Raw genomic sequence first — 15128 nt, forward strand, 5'->3', positions numbered from 1 at the left:
CCTCTATCCTGTCTTAGCAGTACGACAGTACTTTCTTATCCCGCGCGGCAAGATTTGCAAAGAAAGCACAAAGCAGGGCGATGGCGGCAATGGAAAGAAGTGGTATGTCCCATGAGTCTGTTGCAGTGTGCAGATAACCAACAAGCGTAGGGCCGGTTGCTGCCAGTGCATAACCTATGCTCTGGGATAAACCCGACAGCGCAGCTGCTTGCCCAGGATTATCCGTCCTAAGACCAACAAAAGACATTCCGATAATAAAAGTCGAGCAGTTTGTCAGACCAAACAGACCTACCCAGAAAATGGCATATTCCGGGAAAGTAATCAGCCCCAGAACCGCCACAAAAACGGACAGAGCGCACAGAGAGATCAGCGCTCTCTGATTGTTGGTTCTGGACAGAACCGGCAGCAGTAAAAGTCCGGGAACCATAGTGGAAAACTGCAGAAAGCCGTAGATATACCCGGCATCTATCTCACTAAAGTGGAGATCGCTGAGCATTTTGGGTAACCAGCCGGCAAAGGAATAAAAAGTAAATGAGTTGAGCCCTATGCCCAGAGTCACCTGCCATGCGATGGGACACCGGAGCAGGTCCCGCATTTTGGTTTCCTGCCGGGTCTGTTTTTTCCTCTGGACACCCTGCTTACCTCTTACCACCTCAGGAAGCCAGAGAACCAGAGCCAACACAGGAAAAACCAGATTAAACAGCAGAGCCAACTGCCAGCCGGAAATGCTGCCCAAACCCATATTTGAAATCGGCACCATCAGGCTTGAGCTTAATGTGGAACCTATTCCCATGGTGAAAACATACAGAGAGGTCATCGCGGAAATCCGGGCAGGGAAACTGATTTTAACCACAACAGGCAAGAGTACATTGCCCGCAGCTATACCTGCGCCTATCAACACGGTTCCCAGGTAGAGAAACACCTCAATTCCCCAGGAGCGGAGTACAACCCCTCCGGCGATGGAGATAAGCGCTAACAATAAACTTGGATACAGGCCCAGCCTGCCGGAGAGCCAGGCAGCCACAGGGGAAAAAACAGCAAAGGAAAGCAGAGGCAAAGCAGTAAGAAAGCCGGCTGCCGAGGCTGAAAGCGATAGATCCTGCATTATCTGCCCCAGTACCGGAGCTAAGCTGGTAAAAGGCCCTCTTAAGTTCAGAGCCAGAAACAGGATACCGAGAAGCGCAATAATGCCAGCTCGTTTGGAGTTACTCATTTGATATTCCGAAAGATACAGAGGCGGTCAGTATAACCAAAATCCGCTATTTATCGAATTTAACCTCTACACCTTAAACTGATTCACCAGCTTCTGCTGCTCAGAAGAAAGCCCGGCAATTTCTTTACCCACAGTCTCGGAGGCTTCTGCCTGATTCAGTATCTGACTACTCAGCTCACGGATATTCACCACACTCTGGTTAACTTCCGCAGACGCTGACTTCTGCTCCTCGGCTGCGCGGGCGATCTCACTGTTCATATCGCTGATTTCAGCAATGGATTCAAATACACTATTTAGTTTCTGAACCGCCTGCTGCACCTGAGCGGAAGTTTTATTGGCAAGCAGGTTTCCTTCATCGATAACCTTCACCACATCGTCGGTTCCCGACTGTACACTGGTTATCACCTCTTTGATTTCATCAACAGAGTCCCGTGTGCGGCTTGCCAGGTTTCTTACTTCATCAGCAACCACTGCAAAACCTCTGCCCTGCTCTCCGGCTCTGGCAGCCTCAATAGCCGCATTAAGTGCCAGCAGGTTAGTCTGCTCGGAAATGCCCTCAATAACTTCCAGAATATCGGTAATGGCAGCATTGTTTTCCGCAAGTTCATTGACGACAGGAACCGCTTCGGTCATTTTCTCAACCAGGTCATTCATCTGCACCGAAGACTGCTCAATAACCGTCTGGCCTTCGGTTGCCGCATCATTGGCACGGCTTGCCGCACTCACAGCAAGGTCAGCATTTTGGTGTACCAGCCCTGAGGTTTGTGTCATCTGCTCAGAGGCTGTTGCAACCAAATCCACTTCTCTGAACTGCGCTTCACTGCTGCTTCTTGTGGCGATAGCCGACTCCTCCGCTTTTTCGGCTGTATGTGCCACCTGCTCTGTTGTGGTAACAATCTTTTTGATGGTGTTCTGCAACTTATCAAGAAACAGGTTAAAAGCGCCTGCCAGTTGTCCGATTTCATCTTCAGACTTTACTTCCAGTCTTTGGGTCAGGTCTCCCTCTCCAGAAGCTATATCGTCTAAACGCGCGGCCACAACCCGGATAGGTTTCACCAGATTTAATGAAGAAAGCCAGATAACAATCAGGCCAAGCAGAACAAAAACAGAGCCTGCGGTAATTTCTGTGATAACGCCTTTATCAATCTGCCGGTTAATAATACTGTCCAGAGTCACCGCATCCCTTAGCACCTCAGCGCGGGGCATCTCAAGCAGCACACCCCATGTCTGACTGGATATCTTCGCCGGAGTATAAACCAGCAGCCACTGCCCATCCTCACTCCATCTGGCTGTCAGGTCCTGGCTGCCAATCAAGGCGCTAAGCTCATTGGCGTTAACATTGGGGCTTACGTAGGCTTCACCGACTTTTATATCGGCACTATCAGAGGCGATAAGCATTCCGTCTTCAGTGACGATGGATACGCTTCCCTTTGAGTCAAACAGCTTAGCATCCGTGGTTGCAACAATGCTGTCCAGCTTATCCAGCTTGATATCAATTCCCAGCACGCCAATTACCTCTTTTTCATACAACACTGGGAAAGTAATGGAAGTGGTGAGCTTAGTGGTTTCGCCAAAGTCGCTAAATTTAGGCGTGGACATACAGCTTTGACCAGTCTCAAAGGGGCAGAGGAAGCGCTCTTTATTTATAGGATCCTGCAAAACGGCTTCATAAACCACATTTGACAGAACTTCGTCACCCTGAAGCGATACCGCCCAGTAAGTGGCAAAGCGGCCAGCCTCATTTGAGCCTAAATAATCCGACCCCTGAAACTGAATATCTTCTCCGTCTAGTTTGTCTTTGCCATAAACCAGGTAGGCGCCCTGTATAATCTCAAACTGCTCAACCATAATGCGCACAGACTCATCTAATGCGGTACGCAAATCTTCAGCCGGCGTTTCATTGAACTCAGCATTAGCTTTCAGGAAATGGGCGGTTTCCACCATCATCTGTCCGCGGTAAAAGGCTTCCTCCAGGTACTGAACCGACTCGGTCACATTCAAAAGAGCCTGACTTTCCAAAAGCTGCTGAGACTTATTGATAACTGAATTTGAGCTATGTTCTTTGATAGTCGCCTGGTTACTCAGTGCACTGTACACAGAGAATCCAATCAGCAGCATAGAAGTCAAAAGCAGACACAGGCCAGACAGCAGCGTAATTTTCCATTGGACAGAAAGAGAGCGCATTTCAATACCTTTTAAAACTAATTGCTTGTTATACCAATCCCAGCAATTATAAAAATAGCAGTCGATTCAGAAAAATACGATTATATATGAAGTTCGCTATTGAGCGCCCGCTTAGTGGAAAGGTTTACACCAAAAATGCTAATCATTATCACAATTCCAACGAATAACATGATCTCGCGCTATCTGATTGACAATGGATGAGCTTTTTATGAAACATTCAAAGCTGGACATTTATCCGCATTCATTTAACTTATATGGAAAAGCAGAAAACGCCTTCAGTAAAAAAGGACAAATAATGAAAGTAATTTCCTTCAATATAAACGGACTTCGCGCCCGTCTTCATCAACTACAGGCTCTAATTGATAAACACCAGCCAGACGTCATCGGCCTGCAGGAAATTAAAGTGCATGACGACGCCTTCCCGGTAGAAGACGTTGAGGCTATGGGATACAAAGTCTATTTCCATGGTCAGAAAGCACACTACGGCGTTGCTATGCTGTGCAAACAGGAGCCCGTCAGCGTTCAGAAAGGTTTCCCTACTGATAATGAAGAACATCAGAAGCGCATGATTATGGCCACCTTTGAGGATGAGAGCGGTGAGAAAACCACTATCCTCAACGGCTACTTCCCTCAGGGCGAAAACATCGAACATGAGACCAAGTTCCCGTATAAGCGTCAGTTTTATAAAGATCTGATGACTTATCTGAATGACCACCATTCCAATGACGAGCAGCTGATTGTTATGGGCGATATCAATATCAGTCCGATTGATGCAGATATCGGCATTGGCGAGCCAAACCGCAAACGCTGGCTGAAAACAGGCAAGTGCTCGTTCCAGCCGGAAGAGAGAGAAATGCTAAAAACGCTGACCGACTGGGGCCTGGAAGACACTTTCCGCAACCTGCATCCGGACGCCGACGATAAATTCTCCTGGTTCGACTACCGCTCAAAAGGCTTTGTTGACAACCGTGGCCTGCGAATTGATGTTATTCTGGCAACAGAAAAACTGGCGGCGAAATGCTCTGAATCAGATATCGACTATAAACTGAGGGGAATTGAAAAGCCCTCTGATCATGCTCCGATCTGGGCAGTATTCAGCTAAATCATCTGCTTCACATTCACATCCGTTCTTATCAGAAACTTGTAGTAACTTCATATGAAGTTACTACTTTCATCACACTCATACATGTAACAAAAGCAACACATCTCATATTTACGAGTAAGTAATCACTCTACATGTTAAAACATCATTAACAACATGTATATTTCGTGATTCGCACTTGCAGCCCATTGCATATGTTATATACCTAATAACAGGAACAAACTCTTATAGTTACAAGATTACTCAGCACGGATGTACGCTGAGTTTATTTATGTTTATAACTGCTTCGTAATTGAATGGATAACAACATGGATAGAGTTCTAAGCCGCTTTACTATATCGGGGATAATGACGCTATTTAGCATAATTATAATGTTATTAATCATCGTCAATGGCTGGTTTATTGCAAGTAGTGCGCAGCAACAGGTCAGAGAGGAAATTGAGCTGGGGTTGCGGGATCAGGTCGATGCTGCCGCTGCTGCAATTGACGAAATCATAATCCGCTCTGACCATAATATTACAAAAGCAAAACCGCAGATTGTCGATTTTATGAACAGCTTCCGCTGGGATGGTGGCAGCGGCTATCTGTTCATCAATGAAACTCTTTCCAATACCCAGGTGCATCATGTTGTGAAACCGGAGCTAAACGGACAACCAACCGTCGCCATCACATTACTAAGCGGAGGAACGCTTGAGCAGACAATGCAGGAAGTGGTCAGAGCTCAGCAGGCCAGAATGGTTCACTATGAGTTTAATAACCCGGCCACAGGTAAAGTTGAAGAAAAAGCGACTTACATCGCCCCTTTAAAGCAGCGTAACTGGGTACTCTCCAGTGGTGTTTATGTATCCAGAGCTGAACATGCCTTTATGCAAGTGCTCAAGCAGGTAATCATGGGAATTTTAGCCCTGATTGTTTGTGTGATTTTCCTGATAATTATCATTTCCAGATTCTTTAAAAACAAAATTGGCTGGATACAGCGGGGACTTGAGAGCAAATTTGGCGACAGCGTGGCTGATACCGAAAACACCAATGAGATAGCACAACTGGAAACCGGTGTTAATGTACTTTTCACCACCTTTAACCGTGTCATCAATGTTCTGGGAGACAGCACCTCACGCGTAGCAGCGGCAGCGGCTCAACAGCAAATAATGAGTAAAAGTGCAACCAGCGGGATGTCGGATCAGAAACGTGAAATAGAAGAGTTCGCCACGGCAATGAATGAAATGGCGGCTACGGTTTCAGAAGTCGCAAACAACTCAAATACGGCAGCGGATGAAATTTCACGAGTAAAAGAGCTGGCTCAGGGCGGAGAAAGCAGTATGCAAAAAACCGCAGGTTCTATCACAAACCTATCATCTGAACTGGCCGTTTCAGGCAACGTCATAGAGCAACTTGAAAAAGACAGCAAACAGATAGAATCCGTGGTTGATGTTATCAGCGATATTGCTGATCAGACTAACCTCCTTGCGTTGAATGCCGCAATAGAAGCCGCACGAGCCGGAGAACAGGGCCGGGGCTTTGCCGTTGTTGCCGATGAGGTCAGGGAACTGGCACAAAAGACCACCCACTCAACCTCAGAAATCCGCACCATGATAGAGCATCTTCAGGAACGGGTTTCCGAAGTCGTAGAAAATATTGCCAGCAGCATCAATAATGCTAAGGCCAGTGTCGGTGTTGCCAACGAATCCCAGCAAAAAATGTCCGCTATTACCGCTTTACTGGACGGTCTTGCAGACATGACGGCTCAGATTGCCACCGCTTCTGAAGAACAGAGCGCAGTCAGTGAAGAGATGAGCAAAAATATCACCGTCATTAATGATATTGCCTCTGAAACCCATAACCTTGTAAAAAACAGCGACAGAGCGTCAAGAGAAATCCATGAGCTGGTGACTCAGGTTTATCAGGAAGTCAATACAGTTAAAATCTCGGATCCGGTTTATCACCTCAGTCTGGCAAAAATGGCTCACCAGCTCTGGTTGGGCAGAATAAACAATTACCTCGCTGGTAAAGAACACCTGCATGAAGGTGAAGGCTCATGTCATCATTCCTGCCAGTTGGGTCAATGGTATAACAAAGAAGCCCTGGTAGAGCTTAGACATATCGGCGGCGTTAATGAATTGGATAAGCCACACCAGGCCTTCCATGCCAAAATTGCAGAGCTGAAAAGAGCCAAAGAGAGCGGCAAATTAGACGAAGCAGAAAAAATATTTAAGGAACTGATGAAAACCTCAGAACAGGTTGTAGAACTTCTTGAAGAGATTAATGTAAATATTGAACGGGAACAGGGAGCGGACAAGGGGGGGCTTCAGAACGAATTGACGAAGTCAGTAGCCTAAGAAACCGGGCCCTGGTTTTCCCTGGGGCCCGGAACCTCTTTAGCTAAGCGGCCTCAAATAAGCCAAAAACTTTTTCTCCGCCTGCTTAAACACCCAAAGAATCACAAAGCAAAGCATCATATAAAACAGCCCTGCTGTCAGGAAAGACTCGAACGGTGCGTAGTATCTTGAGTTTACCAGGCGGGCTGCGCCTGTCAGGTCAAGGATAGTGACAATACCCGCTACCGCAGAACCGTGAAGCATAAAGATAACTTCGTTACTGTATGCCGGTAGTGCGCGGCGCAGTGCGCTTGGCAGGATAATGCGGCGGTAGGTTTTCCAGGTGCTCATGCCGTAGGCTTTTGCCGCTTCCACTTCGCCCTTTGGAAGACCGTTGATTGCGCCGCGGATAATTTCCGCTGTGTATGCGCCAGTGTTCAGAAAGAAAGAGATCAGAGCACAGAACCAGGCGTGTTCCCACAGGGTACCTTTAACCGTAATAAACTGATCCATCCCGTAGTAAATCAGGTAAAGCTGTACCAGCAACGGGGTGCCACGGAAGAAATAGATAAAAGCCCAGGTCGGGAGCCTGAAAATCGGGTTATGGCTGTTGCGTGCGATCGCCAGCGGAATTGCCAGGCAAAGGCCCAGTATCAGTGACAAACCCACAAGCCAGACTGTGGTCCACAGCCCTTCCAGATAGATAGGAAGGCTTTCAATAATAATAGAAAAGTCCATATCTACCCCGTATGAATACTGTATTTACGTTCCACAACTTTCAGAATACTGGTAGAAACGAAAGTGAAAAACAGAAAGATAAGTGAAACTGTCATGTAAAAGGTAAATGGCATCTTGGTTGAACCGGCAGCAAGTGAACCGATACGCACCATATCTTCAAGGCCGATAATAGAAACCAGCGCCGTTGTTTTCAGCAGAACCAGCCAGTTATTACCAAAGCCGGGAAGCGCATGACGAATCATCTGAGGCAGAAGAATGCGTCTGAATGCCAGAGGGCCACTCATACCATAAGCTTTTGCCGCTTCCATTTCGCCGCTGTCTACCGCAAGAATCGCTCCGCGGAAGGTCTCAGCCATATAAGCGCCGAAAATAAAACCGATTGTCAGAATACCTGCAACGAAAGGGCTGACATCCACATAGTCCGGCAGATAAGAGGTCCATTCATGATTTGGGTCAGACGAGGTCATCCACTCGTTTATCCATTCGTTGATGGCATAAAGTGAATTGTTCAGAAGCATCTGGCCGCCGAAGAAAATCAGCATCATCAGCACCAGATCAGGTATGCCCCTGATAATAGTGGTGTAGAGAGTGGCAACAGCTCTGGCAGCACGGTAAGGAGCCAGTTTAGCCAGTGCACCCAGCATTCCCAGCAAGGTAGCCAGAAAAAGAGAAAGGACCGCAACCTCTATGGTTACTAAAGCCCCCTCGAGTATGGCAAATTCATACCCTTTTAAATCAAGCATTGATAAAGATCCGTTAAATGGCAGCAAATAATGATGGCGGCTGTCACCGCCATCATTTTCAGCAATTACTCGCCGTATACGTCAAATGTGAAGTATTTAGCAGAGATTTCCTGATATTTACCGCTCTTACGAAGAGACTTGATAGCCTGAGAAAGCTTAGCTTTAAGGTCTTTGTCCTGCTTACGAACAGCGATACCCATACCTTCACCGAAGAACTTAGGGTCGCTGAATGCCGGACCAACAAACTCATACGCGTCACCACCAGCCTGATTGATAACACCTTCTTCCAGTGCAGATACGTCACCCATTACTGCAACGATACGGCCGTTTGCAAGGTCAAGGTATGCTTCATCAAAAGAGCCGTAACGAACGATTTCTACGTCGTCACCGTAAGTTGCTGTCAGGAATTTATCGTGAGTTGTCGCGCGCTGAACACCTACTTTCTGACCTTTAAGACCAGCGTCAGTGATTTCCAGGCCAGAGCCTTTCTTAGTGATGAACTTACTTGGGATCTGAGCGTATTTTTCAGAGAAGTCTACTTTCTTCTTACGCTCTTCAGTGATATCCATCGCTGCGATGATTGCATCGTATTTACGAGCCAGAAGAGAAGGAATAATACCATCCCAGTCCTGAGCAACAAGCTTACATTTCACCTGCATCTCTTCACAAAGCGCGTTTGCCATATCAACATCAAAACCGCTAAGTGAGCCGTCTGCTTCAGTTTTGCTGAACGGAGGGTAAGCACCTTCGATACCGAAACGTACCACTTTCCAGTCCTTAGCCTGAGCTACACCTGATACCGCTGTCGCAGCAAGCGTCGCTGCAAGTAACCACTTTTTCATATCCATACTCCTGTGTTAATTTTGGCCCTGGGTTTCTAGGCCCTCGGCCCTAGGACTTTTCGTCCTTATTAGTTGAGTTTTTGTTGTGTTTATTGGGCCCTGGGTTGTTAGGCCCTGGGCCCTGGGAAATTATTCTTCCCTTAATTTACGTGTTTGTTGTGTTTGCTTTTAACCCAGGGCCCTGTAGGGCAAAGCCCGTCCCATAGCCCAGGGCCCTATTTTAGTAAATCGACGATATAAACTGCTGAAGCCTCTCCGACTCCGGATTAGTAAACAATTTACCCGGCGCCCCCTGCTCTTCCACCCGCCCCTGATGCAGGAACATAACATGGTTAGAAACATCACGGGCAAATGCCATTTCATGCGTTACTACCAGCATGGTACGGCCTTCGCTGGCAAGGTCACGCATTACACCAAGTACCTCACCAACCAACTCAGGGTCAAGTGCTGAGGTAGGCTCATCAAATAGCATCACTTCCGGGTCTACCGCCAACGCCCTTGCAATTGCAGCACGCTGCTGCTGACCACCGGACAGATGCCCCGGGTAATAATCTTTACGTTCATACAGGCCTACTTTTTTCAGCAGCATTTCTGCATTTTCTATTGCCTGCGCTTTAGGAACGCCAAGTACATGTACCGGAGCCTCAATAACATTTTCAAGAACCGTCATATGAGACCAGAGGTTAAAGCTCTGGAATACCATGGCTAAACGGGAGCGGATACGCTGTACCTGCTTCTCGTTTACAGGAACGGGTTCACCCTGACGGTTGTTCTTCATCTTGATAAGCTCACCGTTTACCCAAATTTCACCGGCAGTCGGAGTTTCAAGCAGGTTGATACAACGGAGAAATGTACTCTTACCGGAACCAGAAGATCCGATAATAGAGATAACGTCACCCTTATGGGCTTCTAAAGAGATACCTTTCAGTACTTCGTTCTCACCGAAAGTTTTATGAAGATCTTTGATGTCTAGCGCTGCAACATCATTCATGCGCCATTACTCCTTGTATTTTCTTTCAGGCTCTCCGACCAATTCGGTACAAGCTAGCATCCCCAAAAGAAACATGCAACAAATTATTAACCAGAACACAAACGATATTTAACCGATAGTACTGCATTTATATTCAGATTCAGACTATATATCTAACTCGCACTGAATAAAATAGCATACGGCAATTTATTTCAGTTTCCGCCATGTGACAGAATTATCACATTCATCTAGCACATTCTTTTGTTGCGACATAATGGCCTGAGTTTAATAAAATTACACAAAGATTAATCTGCGCAGCACTCCATAAGCAAAGCTTCTGCCCAGCGCCAGTATTACAAACAAAACTAACAGCAATGGACTGAATGCTGTTTTCTTGTCCAAAAGGTCACATAATACCAATCCCGGCAATTATCTGTTCATCCTTACCTTGTCAAAATCGCTAATAGCTAATCACTGGTATTGGTATAACGCGTCTCAGGAATGCAGAATTTGGACACAATGTGCACTAAACAACAGTTTTTCTGACAAAGATCATATTAAGAAAAGTGGAAGTCATGAATTCTATCGGCGTAAATTTACTGAAAGATGGTTACAAAACACGCGATTAGTGGCGAAACAATCTCTTGTTTCTTGTAGTTTTCTTTCACAAATATTTATAAGGTGATCTTGATCAATCATCCTATAGGGGTAGCTTGCTACACTTTTGCGCCAAGATTTATACAGGTCATTTTGCGCCAATAAAGTCATAAAATTTTCGTTAAAACACAATATTAATGTGTTACATTTTCGGCCCGGACTTTAGCCCCAGGATTGGCAGGCGCTAAACAGAATTAATCTTATTAATTTCTAACTTTTACATATTAACGAGGAATCTATGTCAGAAGTAAAAACTGGCCGCTCGGATATCGAGACGAAAAGCTATTCAGAGCTTCACCGTCCGGCTTCTGAGTTTGCTAGCCGCTCTGAGTATCTGGACCACGAACTTCAAATCATGAAACCACGCCGCTATGCGCTTAACCTGCCAGGCCGTGATTTCCGCTTTGAACTTGAAGATTTCGTACCTGCAATTGCCGGTACTATCGGTATTATCGCGATGTACTCTGCGGTAATGATGGCTTGGGCTGCAGGCCTGACTGAAAAATGGGATCATGTAAACCTGGACGTTGCATGGGCAATCGAAGTATCTCGCGTAGAAATGCTTATCCCTGCTCTGCTGTTCTGTGTTCTGGCATCCGGCTTTATTAACCCAAGGGCAAACCTTGCGGGTAACCACGGTCCGATGATTCCGATGATCTTCGTCATCGCTATGGCGGGTGCTCACCCTCTTGCTCTGGCAATCCTGATTGGTGTATTCGGCCTTATTCTTAGTGCGGTTAAAGGCGGCTCCCGACTGGTAAACCTGACCAGTGAAGGGGTGGCAGGCGGCCTGCTCGTATTCCTTGGCTTCACCGGCTCAATGAGTCAGATCAACTCGCTAATCAGCTGGGCGAATGGCCTTAGCAGCGAAGCTGAAGGTGTGGCTGCTGGTGATATGGGTTATGTTGCTCTGATCGTTCTGGCTATTACTGTAATCACTTACGCCGTTCTGGCTAAATACGGTAAGCGCTGGCTGGCGATTCCTCTGTGTGCTGTTACCGGTTTTGTTGTAGCAATGCTATCAGGCGCTGGTTTTGACCTTGTATTTACTACAGAACCAGGCCTTCCAAACCTGAACCCGGTTTACTGGTGGGGTTCTACTGAGACAGGCTGGCAACTAGGTCTGCCAAATGTTCAGCATTTCATCGCGTCTCTTCCTTTTGCGATTCTTGCTGTTGCGATGTGGTCTCCAGACTTCCTTGGTCACCGTATCTTCCAGGAGCTGAACTACCCTAAAGGCACTGACAAAGTACTGATGGACGTTGATGACACTATGACTATGTGTTCTATCCGTCAAATGGTTGGTACAGCTGTAGGTGGTGGTAACATCACTTCTTCATGGGGTACTTACATGATCCCGGCAGCTATCGCTAAGCGTCCTATCCCTGGCGGTTCTATCCTGCTTGGTTCTCTGGTTATCCTTATCGCTATCGTTGGTTACCCAATGGATGCGGCGGTATGGCCTCCTGTAATGCGTGTTGCACTACTGGTTGGTGTTGCGCTACCTCTTCTTGAAGCAGGTATGCAGATGATCAAAGATGCAAAAGACTCTCAGTCTGCTGGTATCTGTGTATTCGCAGCTATGGTAACTAACCCGGTTCTTGCATGGGCACTGAGCATGCTTCTGGACAACAACGGTCTGATCGGTGACAAAGAGCGCCCAACTAAGCTGAGCAAGCTTGACCGTATCATCATCCCAAGTGTTGTACTAGTTATCTGTCTGGCTGCGATGCTGGCGGTAGGTATGCTGGAAGGCAAATTCGGCATCCCTCCACTGCTATAAACATCACAAAAATGGGTAGTACTTGAGTACTGCCCATTTTTTTATGTATTTTTTTTAAAACTTGCAGTATTATTTGAGCGGCGAAATAAATAGCTCAAAAAAAGTGACAATATGTATGTTCGAGTTGGCTGGTAAAAGTGAACATACATATCGTTATTTAAACTTTATAAAGAGTGTACTGTGTTGCCCTTCCCCGGGTAACTAGCTGAGAGGTCAGTGAAGACAGTGCGTAATTTTTTCTACTAAAAAGGTAGGTATATCATGGCAGAGCAATTTGCTAAAGCTTGGGAAGGTTTTGCTGAAGGTGAATGGCAAAACGAAGTTAACGTTCGTGACTTTATTCAAAAGAACTATGCACCATATGAAGGTGACGAATCTTTCCTAGTTTCTGAAGGTACTGAAGCAACTAACAAGCTTTGGGCACAGGTAATGGAAGGCATCAAGCAGGAAAACAGCACTCACGCTCCTGTTGATTTCGATACTTCTCTTATCTCTACCATCACTGCACACGATGCTGGTTACATCAACAAAGATCTAGAAACTATCGTTGGTCTACAGACTGACGCTCCACTTAAGCGTGCTATCATCCCTAACGGTGGTATCCGTATGGTTGAGGGTTCTTGTAAAGCGTACGATCGCGAACTAGACCCAATGGTAAGCAAGATCTACTCTGAGTACCGTAAAACTCACAACCAGGGCGTATTCGACATCTACACTCCAGATATCATGAAGTGTCGTAAGTCTGGCGTTCTGACTGGTCTTCCAGATGCTTACGGCCGTGGTCGTATCATCGGTGACTACCGTCGTGTTGCTCTATACGGTATCGACTTCCTGATGAAGGACAAGTTCGCTCAGTTCTCTTCTCTAGAAGAAAAATTCCTGAACGGCGAAGACCTACAGATGACTATGCAGCTTCGTGAAGAAATCGCTGAGCAGCACCGTGCACTAGGCCAGATCAAAGAGATGGCTGCTAAATATGGTTGTGACATCGGTCGTCCTGCAGAAACTGCACAAGAAGCTATCCAGTGGACATACTTCGGTTACCTAGCGGCTGTTAAGTCTCAGAACGGTGCTGCAATGTCTCTTGGCCGTACTTCTACTTTCCTGGATATCTTCATCGAGCGTGATATCGCTGCTGGCAAGATCACTGAAGAACAAGCACAGGAAATGATCGACCACTTCGTAATGAAACTACGTATGGTTCGTTTCCTACGTACTCCTGAGTACGATGAGCTATTCTCTGGCGACCCAATCTGGGCAACAGAATCTATGGGTGGTATGGGTCTTGACGGACGTACTCTTGTAACTCGTACAAACTTCCGTTTCCTAAACAGCCTGTACACTATGGGTCCTTCTCCAGAGCCGAACATCACTGTTCTTTGGTCTGAAGGTCTTCCAGACGGCTTCAAGCGTTTCTGTGCTAAAGTATCTATCGATACTTCTTCTATCCAGTACGAAAACGACGACCTGATGCGCCCAGACTTCGAGTCTGATGACTACGCAATCGCATGTTGTGTATCTCCAATGGTTATCGGTAAGCACATGCAGTTCTTCGGTGCTCGTGCAAACCTTGCTAAGACTATGCTTTACGCAATCAACGGCGGTGTGGATGAGAAGCTGAAGATCCAGGTTGGTCCTAAGACTGACGCGATCACAGCTGACGTTCTTGATTACGCTGACGTAATGGATCGTCTTGACCACTTCATGGACTGGCTGGCTAAGCAGTACGTTACTGCACTTAACTCTATCCACTTCATGCACGACAAGTACAGCTACGAAGCATCTCTGATGGCTCTGCATGACCGTGACGTACGTCGTACAATGGCTTGTGGTATCGCTGGTCTGTCTGTTGCAGCTGACTCACTGTCTGCAATCAAGTACGCAACTGTTAAACCAGTTCGTGACGAAGACGGCATTGCAACTGACTTTGAAGTTGAAGGCGAATATCCTAAGTTTGGTAACAACGACCCACGCGTTGATGACATCGCATGTGAACTTGTTACTACATTCATGAACAAGATTCGTGAACTTAAGACTTACCGTGACGCTATCCCAACTCAGTCTATCCTTACTATCACTTCAAACGTGGTATACGGTAAGAAGACTGGTAACACTCCTGATGGTCGTCAGGCTGGTGCTCCATTTGCTCCAGGTGCAAACCCAATGCACGGTCGTGATGAGAAAGGTGCTGTAGCATCTCTGACTTCTGTTGGTAAACTACCGTTTGCTGACGCGAAGGATGGTATCTCTTACACATTCTCTATCGTACCTAACGCACTTGGTAAAGATGACGCTGCTCAGAAAGCGAACCTGGCTGGTCTGATGGATGGTTACTTCCACCACGAAGCTGGTATCGAAGGCGGTCAGCACCTGAACGTTAACGTTCTAAACCGTGAAACTCTTGAAGACGCAGTTAAGAACCCTGAGAAGTACCCTCAGCTAACTATCCGTGTATCTGGTTACGCAGTACGCTTCAACTCTCTGACTCCAGAGCAGCAAGCAGACGTAATCGCACGTACTTTCACTGAGTCTATGTAATTCATAGGTTAGTAAAGTAGAAATACTAAGCCCGGCAGTCGCC

10 protein-coding genes are annotated in these 15128 nt (G+C 46.6%); 4 read left to right on the forward strand and 6 right to left on the reverse strand.

All coding sequences use genetic code 11. From position 1 onward, the window contains the following. Positions 1–13 precede the first annotated feature (13 nt). Positions 14–1213 carry an MFS transporter gene (locus L3Q72_RS08995; RefSeq protein ID WP_275129612.1) on the reverse strand — a complete coding sequence of 400 codons (1200 nt, stop codon included), beginning with the start codon at positions 1211–1213 and terminating at the stop codon, positions 14–16. 66 nt (positions 1214–1279) lie between these two features. Next, positions 1280–3397 (reverse strand): methyl-accepting chemotaxis protein, encoded by a 2118-nt coding sequence (locus L3Q72_RS09000; RefSeq protein WP_275129613.1) that lies wholly within the window; start codon positions 3395–3397, stop codon positions 1280–1282. Positions 3398–3692: 295 nt separating this feature from the next. Between L3Q72_RS09000 and xthA the strand changes: the two genes are divergently transcribed. Further along, a complete protein-coding gene (gene xthA / locus L3Q72_RS09005) occupies positions 3693–4499 on the forward strand; it encodes an exodeoxyribonuclease III (protein WP_275132092.1) in 807 nt (268 codons plus the stop codon). A gap of 371 nt (positions 4500–4870) precedes the next feature. Continuing rightward, positions 4871–6835 (forward strand): methyl-accepting chemotaxis protein, encoded by a 1965-nt coding sequence (locus L3Q72_RS09010; protein ID WP_275129614.1) that lies wholly within the window; start codon positions 4871–4873, stop codon positions 6833–6835. Between the two features lie 39 nt (positions 6836–6874). On the opposite strand, the gene L3Q72_RS09015 is transcribed toward L3Q72_RS09010, so the two are convergent. The 4 genes from L3Q72_RS09015 to L3Q72_RS09030 all read right to left on the reverse strand — a co-directional run bounded on the left by L3Q72_RS09015 (position 6875) and on the right by L3Q72_RS09030 (position 10128). Then, complete coding sequence (locus L3Q72_RS09015) at positions 6875–7552, reverse strand: ABC transporter permease (protein ID WP_275129615.1); 678 nt, start codon at positions 7550–7552, stop codon at positions 6875–6877. 2 nt (positions 7553–7554) lie between these two features. After that, positions 7555–8295, reverse strand: a complete 741-nt coding sequence (locus L3Q72_RS09020; RefSeq protein WP_275129617.1) for an ABC transporter permease — start codon at positions 8293–8295, stop codon at positions 7555–7557. A 65-nt stretch (positions 8296–8360) separates the two neighbouring features. Continuing rightward, positions 8361–9137: an ABC transporter substrate-binding protein gene (locus tag L3Q72_RS09025; protein ID WP_342752123.1), complete on the reverse strand. Its 777-nt coding sequence runs from the start codon at positions 9135–9137 to the stop codon at positions 8361–8363. Positions 9138–9357: 220 nt separating this feature from the next. After that, on the reverse strand, positions 9358–10128 hold the full coding sequence (locus L3Q72_RS09030) for an ABC transporter ATP-binding protein (RefSeq protein ID WP_275129619.1): 771 nt from the start codon (positions 10126–10128) through the stop codon (positions 9358–9360). A gap of 874 nt (positions 10129–11002) precedes the next feature. Between L3Q72_RS09030 and L3Q72_RS09035 the strand changes: the two genes are divergently transcribed. Continuing rightward, positions 11003–12547: a DUF3360 family protein gene (locus L3Q72_RS09035; RefSeq protein WP_275129620.1), complete on the forward strand. Its 1545-nt coding sequence runs from the start codon at positions 11003–11005 to the stop codon at positions 12545–12547. A gap of 261 nt (positions 12548–12808) precedes the next feature. Beyond that, on the forward strand, positions 12809–15085 hold the full coding sequence (gene pflB / locus L3Q72_RS09040) for a formate C-acetyltransferase (RefSeq protein WP_275129621.1): 2277 nt from the start codon (positions 12809–12811) through the stop codon (positions 15083–15085). Positions 15086–15128: the final 43 nt, after the last annotated feature.

This window comes from Vibrio sp. JC009, assembly GCF_029016485.1.
Classification (GTDB): domain Bacteria; phylum Pseudomonadota; class Gammaproteobacteria; order Enterobacterales; family Vibrionaceae; genus Vibrio.

Bases quoted from the DNA above. Each gene is read 5' to 3' on its own strand.
- L3Q72_RS09030 (WP_275129619.1), bottom strand. From the start codon at position 10,128: ATGAATGATGTTGCAGCGCTAGACATCAAAGATCTTCATAAAACTTTC.
- L3Q72_RS09025 (WP_342752123.1), bottom strand. From the start codon at position 9,137: ATGAAAAAGTGGTTACTTGCAGCGACGCTTGCTGCGACAGCGGTATCA.
- L3Q72_RS09000 (WP_275129613.1), bottom strand. From the start codon at position 3,397: ATGCGCTCTCTTTCTGTCCAATGGAAAATTACGCTGCTGTCTGGCCTG.
- L3Q72_RS09015 (WP_275129615.1), bottom strand. From the start codon at position 7,552: ATGGACTTTTCTATTATTATTGAAAGCCTTCCTATCTATCTGGAAGGG.
- L3Q72_RS09035 (WP_275129620.1), top strand. From the start codon at position 11,003: ATGTCAGAAGTAAAAACTGGCCGCTCGGATATCGAGACGAAAAGCTAT.
- L3Q72_RS09020 (WP_275129617.1), bottom strand. From the start codon at position 8,295: ATGCTTGATTTAAAAGGGTATGAATTTGCCATACTCGAGGGGGCTTTA.
- xthA (WP_275132092.1), top strand. From the start codon at position 3,693: ATGAAAGTAATTTCCTTCAATATAAACGGACTTCGCGCCCGTCTTCAT.
- L3Q72_RS09010 (WP_275129614.1), top strand. From the start codon at position 4,871: ATGTTATTAATCATCGTCAATGGCTGGTTTATTGCAAGTAGTGCGCAG.
- pflB (WP_275129621.1), top strand. From the start codon at position 12,809: ATGGCAGAGCAATTTGCTAAAGCTTGGGAAGGTTTTGCTGAAGGTGAA.
- L3Q72_RS08995 (WP_275129612.1), bottom strand. From the start codon at position 1,213: ATGAGTAACTCCAAACGAGCTGGCATTATTGCGCTTCTCGGTATCCTG.